Origin of the sequence: Amycolatopsis acididurans (assembly GCF_012328925.1) — a bacterium.
Taxonomy (GTDB): Bacteria; Actinomycetota; Actinomycetes; order Mycobacteriales; family Pseudonocardiaceae; genus Amycolatopsis_E; species Amycolatopsis_E acididurans.
Genome location: NZ_JAAXLS010000020.1, coordinates 94,058 through 113,154, shown reverse-complemented (window position 1 = coordinate 113,154; position 19,097 = coordinate 94,058). Strand labels below are relative to the sequence as shown.

At 68.1% G+C, this 19,097-nt stretch carries 18 protein-coding genes; 12 read left to right on the top strand and 6 right to left on the bottom strand.

The window, feature by feature from the left end; genetic code table 11:
• Positions 1-8: 8 nt before the first annotated feature.
• The 6 genes from HFP15_RS25185 (at position 9) to HFP15_RS25160 (ending at position 6,508) form a co-directional block, all read left to right on the top strand.
• A complete protein-coding gene (locus HFP15_RS25185) occupies positions 9-1,229 on the top strand; it encodes an acetyl-CoA C-acetyltransferase (protein WP_168519214.1) in 1,221 nt (406 codons plus the stop codon).
• Between the two features lie 125 nt (positions 1,230-1,354).
• Entirely contained in the window at positions 1,355-2,065 is a 711-nt protein-coding gene (locus HFP15_RS25180) for an enoyl-CoA hydratase/isomerase family protein (protein WP_168519213.1), read from the top strand.
• 13 nt (positions 2,066-2,078) lie between these two features.
• Complete coding sequence (locus HFP15_RS25175; RefSeq protein ID WP_168519212.1) at positions 2,079-3,038, top strand: phosphotransferase family protein; 960 nt, start codon at positions 2,079-2,081, stop codon at positions 3,036-3,038.
• Positions 3,039-3,052: 14 nt separating this feature from the next.
• A complete protein-coding gene (locus HFP15_RS25170; protein ID WP_312871741.1) occupies positions 3,053-4,345 on the top strand; it encodes an acyl-CoA dehydrogenase family protein in 1,293 nt (430 codons plus the stop codon).
• Complete coding sequence (locus HFP15_RS25165) at positions 4,345-5,142, top strand: enoyl-CoA hydratase/isomerase family protein (RefSeq protein WP_168519211.1); 798 nt, start codon at positions 4,345-4,347, stop codon at positions 5,140-5,142. The genes HFP15_RS25170 and HFP15_RS25165 overlap by 1 nt, the downstream gene beginning before the upstream one ends.
• A 22-nt stretch (positions 5,143-5,164) precedes the next feature.
• On the top strand, positions 5,165-6,508 hold the full coding sequence (locus HFP15_RS25160; protein WP_168519210.1) for an MFS transporter: 1,344 nt from the start codon (positions 5,165-5,167) through the stop codon (positions 6,506-6,508).
• An 11-nt stretch (positions 6,509-6,519) separates the two neighbouring features.
• Here HFP15_RS25160 and HFP15_RS25155 read toward each other — a convergent pair whose 3' ends face one another.
• From HFP15_RS25155 to HFP15_RS43950, 4 genes are read right to left on the bottom strand one after another with little or no spacing between them, the layout of a single operon-like run.
• Positions 6,520-7,416 (bottom strand): cyclase family protein, encoded by an 897-nt coding sequence (locus HFP15_RS25155; protein WP_168519209.1) that lies wholly within the window; start codon positions 7,414-7,416, stop codon positions 6,520-6,522.
• Positions 7,413-7,850, bottom strand: a complete 438-nt coding sequence (locus tag HFP15_RS25150; RefSeq protein ID WP_168519208.1) for a Zn-ribbon domain-containing OB-fold protein — start codon at positions 7,848-7,850, stop codon at positions 7,413-7,415. The genes HFP15_RS25155 and HFP15_RS25150 overlap by 4 nt, the downstream gene beginning before the upstream one ends.
• Complete coding sequence (locus HFP15_RS25145; protein WP_168519207.1) at positions 7,847-8,980, bottom strand: acyl-CoA dehydrogenase family protein; 1,134 nt, start codon at positions 8,978-8,980, stop codon at positions 7,847-7,849. Before HFP15_RS25145 ends, HFP15_RS25150 begins: the two co-directional genes overlap by 4 nt.
• Entirely contained in the window at positions 8,977-9,963 is a 987-nt protein-coding gene (locus HFP15_RS43950) for an acyl-CoA dehydrogenase family protein (protein WP_168519206.1), read from the bottom strand. Before HFP15_RS43950 ends, HFP15_RS25145 begins: the two co-directional genes overlap by 4 nt.
• Positions 9,964-10,126: 163 nt before the next feature.
• Here HFP15_RS43950 and HFP15_RS25135 point away from each other — a divergent pair, with 163 nt between their 5' ends.
• The 6 genes from HFP15_RS25135 (at position 10,127) to HFP15_RS25110 (ending at position 16,459) form a co-directional block, all read left to right on the top strand.
• Positions 10,127-10,885: an SDR family NAD(P)-dependent oxidoreductase gene (locus HFP15_RS25135; protein WP_168519205.1), complete on the top strand. Its 759-nt coding sequence runs from the start codon at positions 10,127-10,129 to the stop codon at positions 10,883-10,885.
• 34 nt (positions 10,886-10,919) lie between these two features.
• Positions 10,920-11,669, top strand: a complete 750-nt coding sequence (fabG, locus tag HFP15_RS25130; protein ID WP_168519204.1) for a 3-oxoacyl-ACP reductase FabG — start codon at positions 10,920-10,922, stop codon at positions 11,667-11,669.
• A gap of 49 nt (positions 11,670-11,718) precedes the next feature.
• Complete coding sequence (locus HFP15_RS25125; RefSeq protein ID WP_168519203.1) at positions 11,719-12,396, top strand: GntR family transcriptional regulator; 678 nt, start codon at positions 11,719-11,721, stop codon at positions 12,394-12,396.
• Between the two features lie 42 nt (positions 12,397-12,438).
• Positions 12,439-13,782, top strand: a complete 1,344-nt coding sequence (locus HFP15_RS25120) for an amidohydrolase family protein (protein WP_168519202.1) — start codon at positions 12,439-12,441, stop codon at positions 13,780-13,782.
• A gap of 1 nt (position 13,783) precedes the next feature.
• Positions 13,784-14,773 (top strand): zinc-binding dehydrogenase, encoded by a 990-nt coding sequence (locus tag HFP15_RS25115; RefSeq protein ID WP_210717821.1) that lies wholly within the window; start codon positions 13,784-13,786, stop codon positions 14,771-14,773.
• A gap of 69 nt (positions 14,774-14,842) precedes the next feature.
• Positions 14,843-16,459 carry a thiamine pyrophosphate-binding protein gene (locus HFP15_RS25110; protein ID WP_168519201.1) on the top strand — a complete coding sequence of 539 codons (1,617 nt, stop codon included), beginning with the start codon at positions 14,843-14,845 and terminating at the stop codon, positions 16,457-16,459.
• Positions 16,460-16,543: 84 nt separating this feature from the next.
• Here the strand turns inward: HFP15_RS25110 and HFP15_RS25105 are convergent, their stop codons facing one another.
• Positions 16,544-17,728, bottom strand: a complete 1,185-nt coding sequence (locus tag HFP15_RS25105) for an ABC transporter substrate-binding protein (protein WP_168519200.1) — start codon at positions 17,726-17,728, stop codon at positions 16,544-16,546.
• Positions 17,729-17,819: 91 nt separating this feature from the next.
• Positions 17,820-19,019: an ABC transporter substrate-binding protein gene (locus tag HFP15_RS25100; RefSeq protein ID WP_168519199.1), complete on the bottom strand. Its 1,200-nt coding sequence runs from the start codon at positions 19,017-19,019 to the stop codon at positions 17,820-17,822.
• Between the last annotated feature and the right edge of the window lie 78 nt (positions 19,020-19,097).

Here is a 19,097-nt window from a genome sequence, read left to right as displayed (position 1 = left end):
CTGTCTTGGTGAGGGACGCGGTGATCGTCGCCGCGCACCGATCGCCGATCGGCCGGGCGGGCAAGGGGTCTCTGGCCACGCTTCGGCCCGACGACCTGGCGGCGCAGATCGTCCGGGCGGCTCTTGCCGGCCTGCCCGGCCTGGAACCGCCCGAGATCGACGATCTCGTACTCGGATGTGCGCAGCCGGCAGGAGAGTCAGGCTTCAACATCGCTCGGGTCGTGGCCGTGCTGCTCGGGCACGACCACTTGCCGGGGACGACGGTCAACCGTTACTGCGCATCGTCGTTGCAGGCCGCGCGGATGGCTTTTCACTCGGTCGCGGTGGGGGAGGCCGAGATCGTGGTGGCGGGCGGTGTGGAGACGGCATCGCGGTTTGATCGAGGAACCGCGAACGGGTGGCCCGACACCCAGAACCCCGTCTTCGCGGAGGCCGGCCGCCGTAGTGCCGCGACGGCGGCAGGCGGAGCGGAGGGCTGGACGGATCCGCGTGAGAAAGGCTGGCTGCCGGACCTCTATCTGGCGATGGGTTTGACCGCCGAGAACGTCGCGCGAGTGGCGGACGTCAGCCGCGCCGATATGGACCACTTCGCCGCCCGTTCTCAGCAACGCGCCGTGGCCTCGATCGACGACGGATTTTGGGCGCGGGACATCACTCCGGTCGTGCTGGCGGATGGAACCGAGATATGCGCGGATGACGGACCTCGGCGCGGGGTCACCTTCGAGAGCCTGTCGACACTGAAACCGGTCTTCCGCGAGGACGGCAGGGTGACCGCGGGTAACTGCTGCCCGCTCAACGACGGCGCGGCCGCTCTGGTGATCACAAGCGCCGATAAGGCGCGGGATATGGGGTGGCCGCCGCTGGCGCGCATCGTTTCGTCCGCGGTCAGCGGCCTGTCGCCAGAGATCATGGGACTGGGCCCGGTCGAGGCGACGCGGCGTGCCCTGTCCCGTGCTGGGATGACCCTCGACGATGTGGATCTGGTCGAGATGAACGAGGCCTTCGCCGCCCAGGTGCTCGCCGCACAGCGTGAACTCGGTCTGGACATGGACCGGCTCAACACCCACGGTGGTGCCATCGCCCTCGGGCATCCTTTCGGCATGACCGGCGCGCGCCTGATTCGCACGCTGATCACAGCACTGCGGGCTGACGACGGTCAGGTGGGCGTCGCCACGATGTGCATCGGCGGCGGTATGGGCATGGCGATGGTTGTGGAGCGGCTGTCTTGAGCGCCATCCGTGGCGGGGTTCAGTCTCGCGTCGCTTGGGTTCCGCGAACTTACGCAAACCTCTGTCTGTGATGTAAAATCTGTGATTAAATTTTGGCCGTGGTAAACGGAAGGTGGGCGTACTAGATGACGACGGGCATGACCGCCGTCCCGCCGCGGCGTTCCGGCGGCGTGGCGACGATCGAGCTGGGCGGTAGCGGGGGTTTCCACCCCCCGGCTGTCGCCGCGGCCGCTGACCTCCCGCGTGCCCTGCACGGATTGCTCGCCGATCGCACGGTTCGTGCCGTGCTGCTGTGCGGTTTCGGCAGTGCGGCAGTCGGCGCTGGGACCAGCCCGTCCCCCGCGGTCGCGCAGATGCCTTCGGACGTGGCCTGCTCGGTCGTCACCACGGTGCGAACCGCGCCGGTGCCTTTCGTAGCTTCGGTGGAGGGCGAATGCGTGGCAACCGATGTGCTGATCGCGCTCGCGTGCGACCTGGTCGTCGCCGCCGACTCCGCCTCGTTCGCGATTCCCGCGGCGAGCTTGGACGCGGCGCTGAGCGGAGACCTGGGGCCCTTGCTCGTCGACCGGATCGGGATCGGACGAGCATCCGAGCTGTGCCTGCTCGGCGACAAGGTCAGTGCGAAGCAGGCACTCGACTGGGGTGTGCTCAACGCCGTGCATCCGGCTGGGGAGACGCGCGCCGCGGCGGCCGCGCTTACCGCGCGGCTCGCCGCCGGGCCGACGGTGGCGCTGGCGAGCACCAAGCAAGTGCTGGCGTCGGCGGCACGCTCGGCACCGGGTGTCCGGCTCGACCGCGCGGCGACCGAAGCGACGAACGGGGACGGCCGTGGTTAGCACGGATGAAGCCTTGCGCGCGAGGCTGGAGGACTTCTGCCGGCTCGAGTTCGGGGCGGGCGACTTGAAGGTCACCGCCCTCAACCGGATTCCCGAAGGCCACTCAGGCTTCACCTATTTCGTCGACCTGGAGTGTGCGCCGTATCCGCGGCTCGTACTCCGGCTGCCGCCGCCCGGTGCCCAGCCCAAGGGGCCGGCCGACGTGGCCCGCCAGGGCCGGATCATGTCCGCCCTGCGCGCCCGCGGGCTGCCAGTGCCCGCCGTGCCGGTGATCTGCGACGACCCGCAGGCCCTCGACGGGCGGCCCTTCATCCTCATGGAGGCGGTCGACGGCGTGCGTGCCGACGTCGCCGCGTCTCGCGAGGACAACACCGAGTTGGCCAGGGCCGCCGTGGCCGCCATGAAACAGCTCCACGCGGTCCCCGCCGAGGGGACCGGGATCGCGGGGGAATCCGTTGCGGGGCTACCGGAGGAACTGAACCGCTGGAGCAAGCTGATCGACCGGGCGCCCCAGGAGCTGACCGCCCGCGCGGACGAGCTGAGGCGGAGCCTGGCGAAGACGATGCCACCCGGCTCGCCTCGCGCCGGGTTGGTGCACGGTGACTTCACCTTCGGCAACCTGCTTTTTCGTGGCACCGAGGTGGCCGCGGTGCTGGACTGGGAGATCGCCGGGCTGGGCGAGCCGTTGCTGGACCTCGGCTCGCTGTGCGTTATCGCCAAGCGACACGACTTCCCGAAAGACCCGAACCCCAGCGGCGCCGTTCGCGCGTCGGTCGAGTGGTTGATCGACGAGTACGGCGCGGCCAGTCAGCCCGTGGAGTGGTTCGTGGCGCTGAGCTACTTCAAATACGCCGCCATCGTCGGCTACAACACGATGCTGCACCGCCGCGGCAAACGACCCGACCCCATCTACGACCTCATGCCCGATACCGTGATCGGCCTGATCGACGGTGCGCTCGAGATCCTGTCGTGAAGAGGAACTGAACTGTGGACTTCAGTGTTGACCCCGAATTCGAACCGCAGCTCGAGTGGATGCGGACTTTCATGCGTGAGGAGATCCTCCCGCTCGAGGTCCTCGAGGCACCCGCGGAGGTGTTCAGCGAGTTGATCGCCGGACTCCAGGAGCAGGTGAGGGAGCGGGGCTTGTGGGCCGCGCACCTGCCGCCCGAGCTCGGCGGGCAGGGTTTCGGACAGCTCAAGCTCGCGCTCATGCACGAGATCCTCGGTGCGACTCACTGGGGCCCGCTGGTCTTCGGCAACCAGGCTCCCGAGTCCGGCAACACCGAGCTGATCGCGCTCGCGGGAACGCCGGAGCAGAAACAACAGTGGATGGAGCCGTCCCTGCGCGGCGAGATGTACTCCGGGTTTTCCATGACCGAGCCGGGCGCCGGATCCGATCCGACCCGCCTTGCCACCACGGCCGTACTGGACGGCGACGAGTGGGTCATCAACGGGCACAAATGGTTCACCGGCCACGGCTACATCGCGGACTTCGTCATCGTCATGGCCGTGACCGATCCCGATGCTCCACCCCATCAGCGTGCGTCCATGTTCATCGTGCCGAAGGGCGCTCCCGGCTTCGACCCGGCGCGCAATATCCAGAACCTGCACGATGTCCCGAACCACCCCTTCGGCTTCGGCGAGTCCGAGGTGTTCTACCGGGACTGCCGGGTGCCGAAGGAGAACCTGCTCGGCGAGCGGGGCGGCGGCTTCAAACTCGCACAGGCGCGACTGGGACCGGGCCGGATCCACCACTGCATGCGCTGGCTGGGACAGGCCAGGCGGGCGTTCGACATGCTCTGTGAGCGGGCTCTGCAGCGGGAGGTGTTCGACGGGCAGCTCGCCGACAAACAGACGGTGCAGAACTGGATCGCCGACTCGGCGGCCGAAATGCAGGCCGCCCGGCTGATGACCTTGCACGCCGCATGGCGGATGGACCAGTTCGGCGTCAAACAGGCCCGCACGGACATTTCATTGATCAAGTTCTTCGGTGCGAAGGTGCTGCACGACGTTGTCGACCGCGCCCTGCAGGTCCACGGCGCACTGGGCTATTCCGACGACCTGCCGCTGGCGATGATGTACCGACGCGCCCGCGCGGCACGGATATACGACGGCCCGGACGAGGTGCACCGCAGGACGGTCGCCCGCCAGGTCCTCAAGGGCTACCAACGCAATCCCGGCCTCTGGCCCGCCGAACACATCCCGACGCGCCGGGAGGCGGCCGAAAAGAAGTACGCCGAGGTGCTGGCCGCGCATGCGCAGCGCGCGTCACGGGCCTGATGGCCGGCGAGGGGCCCGCGGTCCGGTACGAGGTGCGGGCAGGCATCGCCCACATCCGCCTCAACCGCCCGGAGGTGCTCAACGCGTGGACACCGGATCTGGGGCGCGAGCTGCTTGCCGCGGTCCAGTCGGCGTCAGCGGACCCGGACGTGCGATGTGGCCTTGTGACGGGAGCAGGTCGCGCGTTCTCCGCGGGCGCGGACGTGAACAACGCGCGTGAGGTCACGCCGGAGGGCGCCCCGGATCTCTCGGTCCGCCTCCTGACCATCTACAACCCGATCGCGTTGGCGATTCGGGGGTCTCGCACGCCCTTTATCACGGCGGTGCAGGGTGCGTGCGCCGGGCTCGGCGTCTCGCTGGCTCTGGCCTCCGACGTCGTGATCGCGGCCGAGGACGCCTTCTTCCTGCTGGCCTTCATCAAGCTCGCGCTGTCCCCCGACGGTGGAGTCACGGCCTTTCTGACCGAACGGGTCGGGACGACCCGCGCCGCTGAGCTGTGCCTGCTCGGCGAGCGACTCGACGCGCGCCGGGCTCAGGACTGGGGGCTCGTCCGGTCCGTGCACGCTGTCGACGAGCTTGCTGCCGTGGGCGAGGAGCTGGCGGCCCGGATCGCCGCCGCCGATGCGGACGTGATCGGCAGGGCGAAGCGCAATCTGGGCCTCCACCGGCTGCCGGTGCTGCGCCGCCACCTGGAGCTGGAAGCGCGGATGCAACACCGGCACGGCATGACCCATGACTATTCGGAAGGGCGGGCCGCCTTCGCGGAGAAGCGCCCGCCGGAGTTCACGGGTTCCTGAACTCGCGAAAAGGAGCATTGGCATGAGAAGCCCGGACAGGGCCGTCCCCACGGCGGGACGGCGGAATGAAGCTCCGTCTGCAGCGGAATCGGCAACAGGAACGCGAATACGCCAAGTGGTCGTCGGTGGCGCGGTCGGCTCGTTCGTCGAGTGGTACGAGTTCGCTGTCTACGGTGTTCTCGCGTCGACTCTGGCACACGTGTTCTTTTCGGGCGTCGGCGGTATCGGTGCGTTATTGGCGACTTTTGCTGTTTTCGCGCTCGCGTTTGCCGCGCGGCCGTTGGGTGGGATTCTCTGGGGAAACGTCGCGGACCGTCTGGGCCGGCGCAGGGCGCTGACGATGACGATTCTGACGACCTCGATTGCGACTGCGCTCATCGGTGCCCTGCCGAGTGCCGCGGCGGTGGGAATCATCTCGCCGGTGCTGCTCACGCTGCTTCGCATGGTGCAGGGGATCGGTGGTGGCGGCGAGACTCCGGGCGCAGTGTGTTTCGTCGCCGAGCACTCCAAACCCGAACGGCGCGGCCTGAACGTTGCCGCCGTACAGGCCGGAGCGGTGGCGGGCACGTTGGCGGGTGCCTTGCTGCCCGGGATCATGACCCTCCTCGTGGCAAGCAACACGATGGCGGCCTGGGGCTGGCGCGTCCCGTTCCTCATCGCGTTGCCGCTCGGCTTGATCGGTCTGTACATCCGGAATCGCCTCGAGGAGACGCCGGCGTTTGCCGAGTTGGCGGAAGCGGGGAATCGGGCCAGCGCTCCGATTCGCGAGGCCCTCACGGATCGTGACAACCGCATAACTCTGGTCAAGGCTATCGGCATCCAGGCATTTGGTGGCGTAACGTTTTATCTGCTTCTTGGTTATCTGCCGAGTTACGCCAGCAACACTCTCCATTTGACCGGATGGCGAAGCTTCTCACCGACGATTATCGCGGTCGGAATCGCACTGATAACAACCTTCCTCGGCGCGTGGCTGTCCGACCGTGTCGGCCGACGGCGACTGCTCATCGCGATCGCCGTCGGGTTCATCGTGCTGTCGTACCCGTGCTTCATGTTGATCACGTCGGGAAGTCAGGGGATGCTGACGATCGGGCTGGTGGTGTTCGGCGCGCTCGCCGGCGCCGTCGTCCCCATCATCGCGGTGACATTCGTGGAGCTGTTCCCGACCAGGACGCGGACGACGAATTTCGGGATAGCCTTCAACGTTTCTCAGGCAGTCTTCGCGGGCTCGACCCCACTCCTGCTGACATCCCTGCAAAGCGCGACGAGCAGTCCCATGATCGGTGGCTATTTTGTTGCCGCGGTCTCCGTGCTCTCGTTGGTGGCGCTGCTGGCGATCAAGGAAACCGCGGGAGCGGCGCTCGACTGACCATCGCTGATTCACAGCACGGCCAGCGGGTTCAGTGGGCTGCCGACCGCACCGCGGATCTTGAGCGGTGCGGCCACGAACAGGAATTCGCCTGCGTCGTGCTCGGCGAGTTCTTCCAGGTTCAGCAGTTCCATCAGGTAAGTGCCGCAGTCTCGGATGAGCAGTTTGTGGCACTCGGGCGCCACGGATCCACCCTCGAACCGGTCGTGGGCGGTCTGCACCTCGACGGCCACGTTGTCCGACGCGATCGCCGCGATCTGCTGCTCGGCCAGCCAACGCGCGGCGTCCAGGCCGATGCCGGGCGAGGTCGCGAAGTACCGGGCAGGGTCGGTGTCGAACACGGCCCGCCACCCGGTGCGGACCACGACGACGTCGCCTGCCCTGATCGAAACCCCCGCGGCCCTCGCACAGGCACGCAACTCGTCGGCCGAGATGGCGTGGGTGTCGGCGAGGTGCGGCACACCCAGGTACCGCGCAACGTCGAGGAACACCCCACGCGTCACCAGGTGGCCCAGATTCTCGATGCCGAGCCGGGTGGCACCGTAGCTTCGCACCTTGTCCGCTGGGAACCCGTTGTAGAGCGCGCCGTCGTACCACAGGTGGCCGAGCGCGTCGACGTGCGTCGTGCCCTGGCAGGCCATGAACAGGTAGTCGTCGGCCACACCGTGACTGCTGCCGTGGATGTTGTAGCCGCTGGCGAAGTCGCCACCGTCGAGGCTCATGAGATGGGTGGCCGGGGTACGGGCCGGGGCAACCGGAACCCGGTCGCGGCGGATCTCGTCGGCGAGTGAGACGACGACGCCGCTGCGGACCGCCGACAGCGCGGCCAGTAGTACCTCGGGAGTGGCGAAGTTCGCGGCCCCGCGCTCGTCGTCCTCGCCCCAGCGGCCCCAGTTCGACGATGTCATGACGGATCCCTCCGAAGTGGACGGAAGCGGGGGAGCGCGATGGAGATGCCCTCCGGTCCGTCGCCCTTGTGGTCCACGACCAGTTCGACCTCGAGCCCGATGTGCACGTCGTCCGGGGAGCACCCGACGATGTCGCTGAGCACCCGCAGATGCGCCTGCTCGGACAGCTCTATCCATGCGACCGCGTAGGGCGCTCGTGCCGCGAAGGCAGGCGAGGTGGCGTGGTGCACGACGACGAACGACTCCACCGCGCCGCGCCCGCTGACCGGCTCGAAGGAGGTGTCGAAGCTGCCGCAAGCAGCGCAGATCGGTGCCGGGAAATGCTGGTAGCGGCGGCAGTCGCGACATCGCTGGATTCGCAGCTCGCCCGCCGCGACGCCGTCCCAGTACGGCTGGGTGTCCGCATCCGGCGCGGGCAGCGGTATCGCCGTCATCGCGGCAGCCCCAGCAGCCGCTCGCTGATGATGTTGCGCTGGATCTGGGCCGTCCCGCCGTAGATGCTCTCGGCCCTGGCGTCGATCCACGCCTTATACCAGTAGTCGACGTTGGCGCCCACCGCCGCCGCGACGAGATACCCGAACTCGACCAGCCGCTGGTGGGTCGCGGCCCACCACAGATGCGATACCGGACCGAGGTCCGCGGTCGGCTGGCCGGCCGCGACCAGGGAGACGAACCGGTAGGACAGATTACGGATACCGGCCACCTCCGCGTGCAGCCGGCCGAGCTGCTCCTGCCAGGTCCCGCGCTGCGGATGTGCTGCGCCGGCGCGCCGGATCAGCTCCGCGATTCGTGCGAGCTGGGCGGAGAAGAGTACGTACTTGCCACGCAGCGCGTAGCTCCGTTCGGACGACAAGGTGGTCATCGCCACTCGCCAGCCGTCTCCTGGTTCGCCGACCACGGTCGCGGACCGCACGACGGCACCGTCGAGGTGCAGCTCGTTGAACTCGGCATCACCGTTGGCCTGCTCGATGGGCGAGACCCGCACCCCGGGCTGATGCATATCCATCAGGAACATGGTCAGGTTCCGGTGCCGTGGTGCCTCGAGGTCGGAACGGGCCAGCAGCAGGCACCAGTCCGCGTGCTGTGCCTGCGTCGTCCAGAGCTTGGTGCCCGAGATCCGCCAGCCGTCGCCGTCGCGGACGGCCGTGGTGCGGATGCCGGCCAGATCGGAGCCAGCGTCCGGCTCGCTGAAGCCCTGGCACCAGATCTCGGTGACCTTCAGCACCGGGGGAAGGAACCGGGCTCGCTGGGCCTGCGTACCGTGCGCCATGACCGCGGGCGCCATCATCTGCTGGCCGATCCGTGAGGGCGATTTGGCGAGCTCGATGCCGGCCGTCGTGGCTTCCTCGTCAAGGATCGACGCCTCGACCAGCGAGCGCCCCCGGCCGCCGTACGAGCGGTCCCAGGTCAGGCCGAGGTACCCGCCGTCGGAGAGCACACGGTCGATCTCCAGGCGCTGCTCGAAGGTCGAGGCGTGCCGCAGCTCGTCCGGAATCGATTTCGCGATCCAGGCCCGGACCTCCGCCCGGAACTCGGCCTCGACCGGGCTGTCGTCGACGTTCATGCGGTCTCCAGGATTGCGGCGCCGATGCGGGTGGCAGCGGCGGAGGCGGGGCCGATGGCCAGCTGGGCGTCGAGTGCGGCCTTGAGGAGCCAGTGCAGGTCGCTCTCCCAGGTGAAGCCCATGCCGCCATGCAGCTGCGCTCCCGTCCGGGCCGCGGCAAGCGCCGTAGTGGCCGCCTGGTTGGCCGCGTGGTCGAGCGCGAACGGGTCGTCGGCCCACCCCACGGCCGCGTAAAGCACCGCAAGCCACGCTATTTGCGTCTCCGTGTGGACGTCCGCGCAGAGATGCTTGACCGACTGGAACTGCCCGACCGGGCGTCCGAATTGCTCGCGTTCGCTGACGTATGTGACCGTCCGGTCGAGGATCTCGGCGGCGAGTCCGACGAGCGCGGCTGACCGCAGCACGCGGGACCCGGCCTCGGTCAGCGCATCCTCAGCCGCGGGCAGCCGCAGGGGTGTGTGGTCGGTGGTACCGCCACGCAAGCGCACCCGCGCCGCGCCGACGGACAGGCCGGCTACTGGTTCGGTCTCGGTGGTGGCGTCCCTGACCCGGAGCAGGGTCGCGTTCTCGCCGTCGGTCCGCTCCACGGTGTAACGGTCGAACCCCAGCCGGGCGCCGAGCGTCACCTCGGCGCCGCCAGCCAGAAAGCCTGGTCGTTCCCGCTGCTCCGCCAGCCACTTCTTGCGGCTCCCGGAATCCTCGATCCTGGTCAGAAGGCGCGGGAGCAGCCAGCCGTTCTGGACGAACTCCTCGCCTGCCGCGACCGCACCTGCTTCGCGAGCCAGCCCGGCCAGCAGAGGCAGGTCGACGGACTCGCCGCCGTCGGGCAGGCAGGCGTGCAGCCAGCCGTCCGTTCCGACCGCCGCCCAGCCGAGCGATTCGCGGTGGCCGTCGCGGAGCCGGGAGAGCGGGAGGTGACCGCGAAACGACTCGCGCGCGTACCGATGGATCTCCAGTTCGTCCGCGGAGTATCGGAAATCCACAGGCGCCTCCGATGGCTGTGCGTGCGCGTGTTCGCGCGAAACAGGGAACAGGCGGGGTACGAAACTCCTCGCCTGATTCGGAGGCTACGACCAGGCGCTGTTATTTGACAAGTGATGTTTGATGAAATCTATACTGGCTCGACCTGATGGGAAGGGAGCCGCCATGACCGGCGCCGCCGGGCAGTTCGACGGCAAAGTCGTCCTGATAACGGGCGGAACGCGCGGATTGGGACGCGAGATGGCTTATGCCTTCGCGGCGCGCGGCGCCCGGCTCGTGATATCCGGGCGCACGCCTGAAACGTGCCGTGAGATCGCCGAGGACATCACCTGGCGGACCGGCAGTGAGGCGATCGGCATCGCATGTCACATGGCGAACTGGGACGCGATCGCCGGACTCGTCGATTCGGCGTACGAGCGCTTCGGCGCTCTCGACTGCGTGATCAACAATGCCGGTATCTCGCCCACCTACGACCGGCTCGTCGGAGTCAGTGAAGAGCTCTGGGACAAGACGATAGGGGTCAACCTCAAAGGTCCGTTCCGGCTCACCACGCTGGCTGGGGAGCGGATGAAGGCCGCCGGCGCGGGGACGATCGTCAACATCTCGAGTGTCGCGTCCATCCGCCCGGCCGCGGGCTGGCTGCCGTACTCGGCGGCGAAGGCCGGGCTGAACGCGCTGACGGAGGGGTTCGCGCAGGCGCTCGGACCCGAGGTCCGCGTCAACTGCGTCGTGTGCGGTGCCTTCCAGACCGATATCGCCAGCTCGTGGGATGAGACGGCGACGGCCCAGCGGATGAAGGACACCACCGCGCTGGAGCGCGTCGGCCGTCCGGCGGAGATCGTCGGAGCCGCGATGTACCTGGCCGGCGACGACTCCGGCTACACGACCGGTGCACTGCTCCGCGTCGACGGAGGGCGTGTGTGAACGCGACAGAACTGTTCTCGGAAGGGGATTCGGCATGGCGCAGGTAGCAATCGTGACCGGAGGGGGGCGGGGTATCGGGGCCACGATCGCCCAGCGTCTCGCGGCCCAGGGGTGCGCCGTCGGGGTGCTCGATCTGGACCTGGCCGGGGCAACGCGGGTGGCCGACGAGATCGCGGAAACCGGGATGCCGTCGACGGCGATCGCGGTCGACGTCGCCGACACCGCGGCGGTCGAATCCGCGGTCGGCGCCGTTACCGATCAGCTCGGAGCGCCGTCGATCCTGATCAACAACGCCGGGGTGACCCGGGACAACCTGCTCTTCCGGATGTCCGACGAGGACTGGGACCTGGTGTTGCGGACGCATCTGCGGGGCTGCTTCCTGATGGCGCGTGCCGTGCAGAAAACCATGGTGGCGGCCGGTTACGGGCGTATCGTCAACATCTCCAGCGCGTCCGCGCTCGGCAATCGCGGCCAGGCCAACTACGCGGCCGCCAAGGCCGGAATCCAGGGCTTCACCAAGACGCTCGCGCTGGAGCTCGGGCCATATGGCATCACCGTGAACTGCGTGGCTCCCGGATTCATCGTCAGTGACATGACCCGCGCTACCGCGCGCAGACTCGGCCGCGACTGGGAGGACTATGTCGCGGAGCGGGCCGCGCAGATTCCCGTGCGCCGGGCGGGCACGCCCGAGGATGTCGCCTCCGTGGCTGGTTTCCTCTGCTCCCCGGACGCCGGCTTTGTCTCGGGCCAGGTCGTCTACGTGGCGGGTGGGCCGAAGGGATGAGTACCGGGCCGACCCTGACGCGCGGGCGGGAACCGTATGGAGTCAGGCAATGTTCAGCGGCGTGAACGGCCGGCCGCCGAAGCGGCACCGTAAGGCGTCGGACTGGGTGGTGGGCTGGCTGCGCGATTCGATCATCGCCGGGCGCTTGCAGCCGGGGGAGCAGCTCAAGCTCGTCGCGCTCGCCGACCAGGCGGGACTGAGCACCACGCCGATACGTGAGGCGCTCAGCAGGCTCCGGGACGAGGGATTCGTGGTCGGTGACTCGCACCGCACCTTCCGCGTCACCGCCCTGAGTCACGACGAGATCCGCGACTACTACCTCCTGCACGCCTTTCTCTCCGGCGTGCTGGCCGAGCGTGCGGCCACGGCGTTGTCGAAGGGCAACCTGGCCGAGCTTCGGGCGCTCGACCAGGAGATGCGCGTGCGCAGCGATTCGCACGACGCGAGCGCCGTGCACGAGCTTAACTTCGCATTCCACCGGATGATCAACGAGTGCGGCGCGACCGACGTCATGCGGCGGTTCGTCACCGTGACCACCCGGCTCGTCTCGCGGCGCACCTACCCCGAGGTGGAGGGCTGGAGCCACTCCATCGAGGATCACGCCGGGATCCTCGAGGCGCTCGAAGCACGTGATGGCGTCAAAGCGCGCGAGGCGATGGAACTGCACATCCAGAACGTCGGCCAGGCGGTAATGGACGACCTTCTCAGCGGCGGCTGGGACGGCTGAGCGACCGAGCAGGGCCGGATCCCTTGAAGCCTGAAGGCTCCATTGATAACTTGGTATCTAACACTTGATCACATATCAACACGTCGGGAGAGGGTGAGGCGCGCCATGGGCAAGCTTGACGATTACTTGCTGGAGAAAGTGCGCGAGCACGGGCGGGGTGGGCAGACCGTGACGTTCATTCCGGAGCCGGAAGCGGAGCCACTGTTCTGTCCGATCATCTCGGTGGACGACCACGCCCTCGAGCCGGCGAACCTCTTCGAGGGACGAGTACCGGCCAAGTTCAAGGACAAGGTGCCGTTCTTGGGGCCGGGCGAAAACGGCGCGCCCTGGTGGGTGATCGACGGAGTCGAAGTACCGATTCTCATGGTCAACGGAGCCTCGGGTCGTCCGATGGAGGAGTGGGCCATCGCGGCCGCGAACTTCGACGAGTTCCGCAGGGCGATCTGGGACCCGAAGGCCCGGTTGCACGACATGGACCTCACCGGCGTCTGGGCACAACTGTGCTTCCCGTCGCTGATTTGGGGATTCGCGGGCTGGAGGTTCTCGAAGATGTCCGACCCGGAAGTCGGGCTGGCGAGCCTGCGCGCCTACAACCAGTGGATGATCGAGGAGTGGTGCGGTACCGATCGCAACCGCTTCCTTCCGTGCCAATTGCCCTGGCTGGCTGATCCGGAGATCGCCGCGAAGGAGATTTACGCCAACGCCGAGCGCGGCTTCACCTCGGTGAGCTTCTCCGAGAACCCGGAAGGCCTTGGCTACCCCAACGTCTATCAGCGCGTGTGGGATCCGTTCTTCCGGGCCTGCGAGGAGACCCAGACCGTCGTCAACCTGCACGTCGGCTCGTCCGGCAAGTCGCAGGTGCCGAGCAGTTCGTCGGCCGAGGAGGTCACGACCGCCCTGTTCCCGGTCAGCGGCCTCGAAGCATTGATCGACTGGGTGTACTCCGGCGTGCTGTTCCGCTTCCCGCACCTGAAGATCGCCCTGTCCGAGGCGGGTGTGTCCTGGGTGCCGATGGCGCTGGAGCGGTTGCGGCGTGCGTACCGCCAGACCACCGGCATCGGCAAGGGCTGGCCGGCCGATCATCCGGAGCCGACCGAGATCGTCAGGCGCAACTTCTGCTTCACCTCGATCGAGGACCCCTCGGCCTTCCAGATGCTGCACCTCATCGGTGAGGACAACGTCATGGTCGAGACGGACTACCCGCACTACGACAGCACATGGCCGGACAGTCAGGCGATGATCCGCGGAGAGCTCCAAGGCCTCGACGCCGAACTGATTCGTAAGCTCTGCTATGGCAATGCCTCGCGGATCTACCGGCACCCGGCGCCGCCGGACGAGATGATCGCACGCTCCGAGGTGGGGCTGCCGACGCCGGTGGCCGTGTGACGTGACCGGGTCCGACATGTGGGCGTTCCGGCTGAGCGCCCCCGCAGTGCTCGACAAGGTGAGCGCGGGGGCGCCCGGTCCGCAGGCGCTGCTCGATGGTCAGGTGATGGTCAAGCTCGCGGCGGGCGGACTGTGCGGCAGTGACCTGCCGTTCTTCCGTGGCGCGCGCAACGACGTCGTCCCGATGGACGACGAATCCGACTACTCGATGACGCCGATCGGGGTCTCAATGCATGAGATCGTCGGCGAGGTCGTCGCGTCGCGGGACACCGCGCTGCGGACTGGTGCGAAGGTCGTGGGCTGGGCGACGGGCATGAACGGCCTTGCCGAGTATGTCGTCACCGACGGTGCGAGCCTCGCCGAGTACGACCCGGCGCTGGCAGCGGGTACGGCCGTGATGCTCCAGCCGCTGGCCTGCGTGCTCTACGCGGTCGATCAGATGGGCCAGGTCGAAGGTGTGGACGCGGCCGTGCTCGGACTGGGGCCGATCGGCTTGCTGTTCGCGCATGTGCTGCGGTCGAGGGGAGCCTCGTCGGTCGTCGGCGTTGACCGGGTGAGCCGCTCGGAGGTCGCGGACCTGTTCGGCCTCGACCGTGCGGTGCACGCCTCGTGTGACCGGTGGGCTGCCGGGATCCACGAAGGCGCCCAGCCCGGCCTGGTGGTCGAGGCCATCGGCCACCAGGTCGGCACCCTGGCCAGCGCGATCTCGGCGGTGGCGCCGCAAGGCGAGGTGCACTACTTCGGCGTGCCCGACGACGACTGGTACCCGCTCAATATGCACCAGCTGATCCGCAAGCACCTGACGCTCCGGTCGGGCACGACGCTCGACCGTCGTAACTACCTCCTCCAGGCGGGCGAGTACCTGCGCCGGTACCCGGATCTCATGAACTGCTACGTCACCGACGTCTACCCGGTGGCCGAGGCGCAGCGCGCCTTCGAGTCCGCGATCGCACCGGCCGCCGGGCGGCTGAAGATCGTACTGGAGGTCTGACCACCTTTTCCTTCGGCGGCAGGGCCCGGGGTTGTCGTGCCGTCATCACGACGACCCCGGGAGATTTCGATGACGACAGTTCATGCCGCGGTGGCCGAGGTACTCGCCGGCCACGGGCAGGCGCTCTTCGGCGTCCTCGGCGACGCGAATATGCAATACGTCGCCGACTTCATCAATGGAGGCGGCTCCTACATCGGAGCGATCGACGAGCGCGGTGCGGTCATGATGGCGATCGGCTACGCGCGCCGTCTCCACCGCGTAGGAGTCGTCACGGTCACGCACGGGCCGGGCCTGACCAACACACTGACGTCCCTGGTGGAGGCCGTCCGCTCACGGACGCCACTGGTGCTGCTGACCGGCGACACCCCGCCGGTGCCGGATTATGTCCAGCTGCTCGACGTCGGAGCGGCGGTGGCGCCGACCGGCGCCCACTACCGGCGCGTCGTGGCCGCGGAGACCGTCGCCGACGAGCTGTCCGCCGCCCTCCGGCGCGCACAGGCAGACCGGCTGCCCGTCGTTCTCGACATCCCGTTCCACCTCTTGTCCAGGGAGGTGATCCTGCCGCGGAGGCCGGGGCCCATTCCCGAGCGGCAGGCCGTACGGCCCGATCCCGACGCGCTGGACGAGGCCCTGGGTATCATCGCGTCGGCGTCCCGCCCAGTCGTGCTCGCCGGCCGGGGTGCCGCGCTGTGCGATGCGCGCGAACCGCTCCTGGCGTTGGCGCACGCGCTGGGCGCGCCGGTGGCCACGACCCTGCTCGGTCGCGACCTTTTCCGCGGCGACCCGTGTGACCTCGGCGTGCTGGGGACCGTCAGCCACGACATCGCGATCGAAACCGTCGGAGCGTCCGACTGCGTGATCGCTTTCGGGGCCGGACTGAACCAGTACACCACCGCGCACGGCTGGCTCGCGGATGGCCGCGCCGTCGTGCACGTCGATGACGACCAGGGGCGGCTCGATCGCTACACGCCGGTCACCGCCGGGATCGTCGGCGATGCCGCGGTCGTCGCCCGCGCGATGACCGAGCAGCTGGAGGCGGCCGGGCACAGCCCGTCCGGGTTCCGGTCACCGGCGCTGGCGGACCGGCTCGCCGCCCGCGACCCGCGTGCCGATTTCACCGACGCGAGTACCACCGAATTCCTCGACGCCCGCACCGCGATGATCGAGCTGGACGAGATCCTTCCCGCCGACCGTGTCATCGTCAGCGATGTCGGCCGCTACGTCATCGCGCCCTGGAAGTACCTCCACGTACCGGAACCTTTGTCCTTCACCCACACCGCGGCGTTCGGTTCGATCGGACTCGGGATCGCCGCCGGCGTCGGCGCCTCGGCCGCCGACCGCACCCGCCCAACGGTCGTGATCGCGGGGGATGGCGGGGCCATGATGGGACTCATCGAGTTCACCACCGCGGTCCGCGAGAAGCTGCCCCTGGTGGTGATCGTGGTCAACGATCGCTGCTACGGCGCCGAGTGGGCCCAGATGGAAAAGTACGGGATCGACCCCGCCCTCTCGCTGATTCCCTGGCCGTCGTTCGAGACGATGGCCAGCGCCTTCGGTGGCCACGGCCTCACCGTACGGACCGCGGGTGACCTCAAGCGCATCCCTGACCTCATCGCGGAGGGAAAGCTGCCGCTGATGGTGGATCTGCACATCGACCCGGCGGTGGTGATCGGCGACATCCGCTGAGTCGCCGCAGTACGAGTGAGCGCCCGGCTCCCTGCCCGATCGGACAGGGAGCCGGGCGCTCGGTGTCTTCGGCTTCGGCGTAGGTCAGCTGCCGCTGACTCGCTGGAAGCTGCCGTGGCGGATGGCCAGGACCTTCGGCGGCTGGGAAGTGTTCCGCTGTTGGTCGAAGGTGAAGGTGCCATCGCCGACGACGGCGGTGGCCTTGACGTTCTGCATGGCGTCGCGCAGGGCTTGGCCGGTGACCTTGCCGGGGATGGCGGCGATGGCGGCGGCGGTGGTCATCACGGACTGGAAGCCGAGGGCGGCCCAGGAGTTGGGTGCCTTGTGGTAGGTCGCCTGATACTGCTCGCGGAAGGCCGTGGCGAGCGGGGTTTCCAGCGTGGGATCGTAGTCAGAGGTCAAGATCGCCCCCGCTGCTTGCGGTCCGCCGGCGGTGATGACGCTCTGGTCGAACATGGTGGAGTAGCCCACCCAGTGCGGGTGGTAGTTGCCGCGCTCGGCCTGCTGCATCGCCGCTCCGATCGCCGGGGAGCCGGTGCAGATGTAGATCGCCTGCACGCCTTTGCTTTGCAGCGTGCTGATGGCGGAGGTGTAGTCCTGGCTGGAGTACGGCACCGAGAACTCGACCGGAGTCAGGCCGGCCTGAATGAGGTACTGCTTGGCGAAGTTCGCCAGCTGGATGTTGCCGCCGGAGTCGCTGCCGTAGATCACGCCGACGAGCTTGTCGCCGGGAAACTGGCTCGTCATGGCCGCGACCGCGGTTCGCACGGTGCGCTCGTCGGGCTGGCTCGACACGAATACGTAGTCGCCGAGTGCGGTCAGGAGGTTCGAGCCGGCCACATAGGGCACCAGTACCGGCAGCTTGGCCTGCGTGGTGATCGGTGCGATGGCCTGGGCCTGCGCCAGGTAGAGCGGGCCGATGATGCCGACGACCTTGCCGTCCTGGACGTACTGCCGGGCGACGGTGACCGACTGGGTGGGCGCGTTGGACGCGTCGGCGTAGTCCAGATGCAGCGACCGGCCGGCCGAGCCGAGGTAGGTCTTCGGATCGGCGTTGACCATCTTCTCGGCGAGCTTCTGGCCTTCCTGACCGGCCAGCCCGATCGGCGAGGCCGGACCCGAGAGATCCGAGATCGTGCCGATCTCGATCTTCTGGGCGTCCGCGTCGGCACCGGCGCCCGTGGAACAGGCGGTGACGACGACGGCGGCGATGGTCATGGCGGCGGCGCACACCAGTCGGCTGCGGGCGGTCCGGCTCGTCCAGGGCATGGGCATTCACTTCCGTTGGTGGGGCGGGTTTGTACGTGACAAGGCGGGGCGCCCGCCGATGAACGGGCGGCCCCGCCTTGCTGCTGGTCGGTCAGCTGCCGCTGACTCGCTGGAACGTGTTGTCCCTGATCGTCAACACGGCCGGCGGCTCCGACGTCAGCCGCTGTTGGTCGAAGGTGAAGGTGCCATCGCCGACGACGGCGGTGGCCTTGACGTTCTGCATGGCGTCGCGCAGGGCTTGGCCGGTGACCTTGCCGGGGATGGCGGCGATGGCGGCGGCGGTGGTCATCACGGACTGGAAGCCGAGGGCGGCCCAGGAGTTGGGTGCCTTGTGGTAGGTCGCCTGGTACTGCTGGCGGAACGTGTCGGCGAGCGGCTTCTGCAGTGTCGGGTCGTAGTCGGAGGTGAGAATGGCTCCCGCTGCCTGTGGCCCGCCGGCGGTGATGACGCTCTGGTCGAACATGGTGGAGTAGCCCACCCAGTGTGGGTGGTAGTTGCTGCGCTCGGCCTGCTGCATCGCCGCCGCGATCGCCGGCGAGTTCGAGCAGATGTAGATGGCTTGCACGCCCTTGCTCTGCAACGTGCTGATGGCGGAGTTGTAGTCGAGGCTCGCGAACGGCAGCGAGAACTCCACCGGGGTGAGTCCGGCCGCTGTGATGGCCTGCTTGGCGAACGCCGCCAGCGGGATGTGCGCGGCGGAGTCGCTGCCGTAGACGATCCCGATGGTCTTGTCGTTCGGGAACTGCTTGGTCATCGCTGTGATCGCGGTCTGCACCGTGCGCTGGTCCGGCTGGCTCGATGCGAACACGAAGTCACCGAGGTTCGTCAGAGCCTGGGAACCAGGGGTGTAGGGCACCAGCAGCGGGATCTTCGCCTGTGTCGTGATGGGGGCCAGCGCCTGGGCCTGTGCGGTGTAGAGCGGGCCGATAATGCCGCTGACCTTGCCGTCCTGGATGTACTGGCGGGCGACGGTCACCGCCTGCGCCGGCGCGTTGGACGCATCGGAGTAGCTCAGCGTGAGGGACCGGTCGGCAGACCCCAGATAGGTCTTGGGATCCTTGTTGATGAGCGATTCGGCGATCTTCTGGCCCTCCTGGCCGGCGAGGCCGATCACGGAGGCGGGTCCGGACAGATCGGAGATCGTGCCGATCTCGATCTTCTGGGTCGAGCCCGTTGAGCCGCCGGCGCTCCCGCCCGACGAACACGCGGCCACCATCGTGATGGCGACCGTCGCTGCGGCAACGGGCAGGGCAACCCGTTTCGCGCCTCGCGCCTTGCTCAGCACTGACATCGGCTTTGACCTCCATTGGTCGAAGAGACACGAAACATTTGGTACGTGATCAAATTGATAGGTGTCGCCGTAGCTTAC

What these genes read in the sequence shown, in the direction of transcription:
- HFP15_RS25180 (WP_168519213.1), top strand. Translation starts at nt 1,355, where the DNA reads ATGACGACGGGCATGACCGCCGTCCCGCCGCGGCGTTCCGGCGGCGTG.
- HFP15_RS25165 (WP_168519211.1), top strand. Translation starts at nt 4,345, where the DNA reads ATGGCCGGCGAGGGGCCCGCGGTCCGGTACGAGGTGCGGGCAGGCATC.
- HFP15_RS25160 (WP_168519210.1), top strand. Translation starts at nt 5,165, where the DNA reads ATGAGAAGCCCGGACAGGGCCGTCCCCACGGCGGGACGGCGGAATGAA.
- HFP15_RS25155 (WP_168519209.1), bottom strand. Translation starts at nt 7,416, where the DNA reads ATGACATCGTCGAACTGGGGCCGCTGGGGCGAGGACGACGAGCGCGGG.
- HFP15_RS25150 (WP_168519208.1), bottom strand. Translation starts at nt 7,850, where the DNA reads ATGACGGCGATACCGCTGCCCGCGCCGGATGCGGACACCCAGCCGTAC.
- HFP15_RS25145 (WP_168519207.1), bottom strand. Translation starts at nt 8,980, where the DNA reads ATGAACGTCGACGACAGCCCGGTCGAGGCCGAGTTCCGGGCGGAGGTC.
- HFP15_RS25135 (WP_168519205.1), top strand. Translation starts at nt 10,127, where the DNA reads ATGACCGGCGCCGCCGGGCAGTTCGACGGCAAAGTCGTCCTGATAACG.
- fabG (WP_168519204.1), top strand. Translation starts at nt 10,920, where the DNA reads ATGGCGCAGGTAGCAATCGTGACCGGAGGGGGGCGGGGTATCGGGGCC.
- HFP15_RS25125 (WP_168519203.1), top strand. Translation starts at nt 11,719, where the DNA reads ATGTTCAGCGGCGTGAACGGCCGGCCGCCGAAGCGGCACCGTAAGGCG.
- HFP15_RS25110 (WP_168519201.1), top strand. Translation starts at nt 14,843, where the DNA reads ATGACGACAGTTCATGCCGCGGTGGCCGAGGTACTCGCCGGCCACGGG.
- HFP15_RS25105 (WP_168519200.1), bottom strand. Translation starts at nt 17,728, where the DNA reads ATGCCCTGGACGAGCCGGACCGCCCGCAGCCGACTGGTGTGCGCCGCC.
- HFP15_RS25100 (WP_168519199.1), bottom strand. Translation starts at nt 19,019, where the DNA reads ATGTCAGTGCTGAGCAAGGCGCGAGGCGCGAAACGGGTTGCCCTGCCC.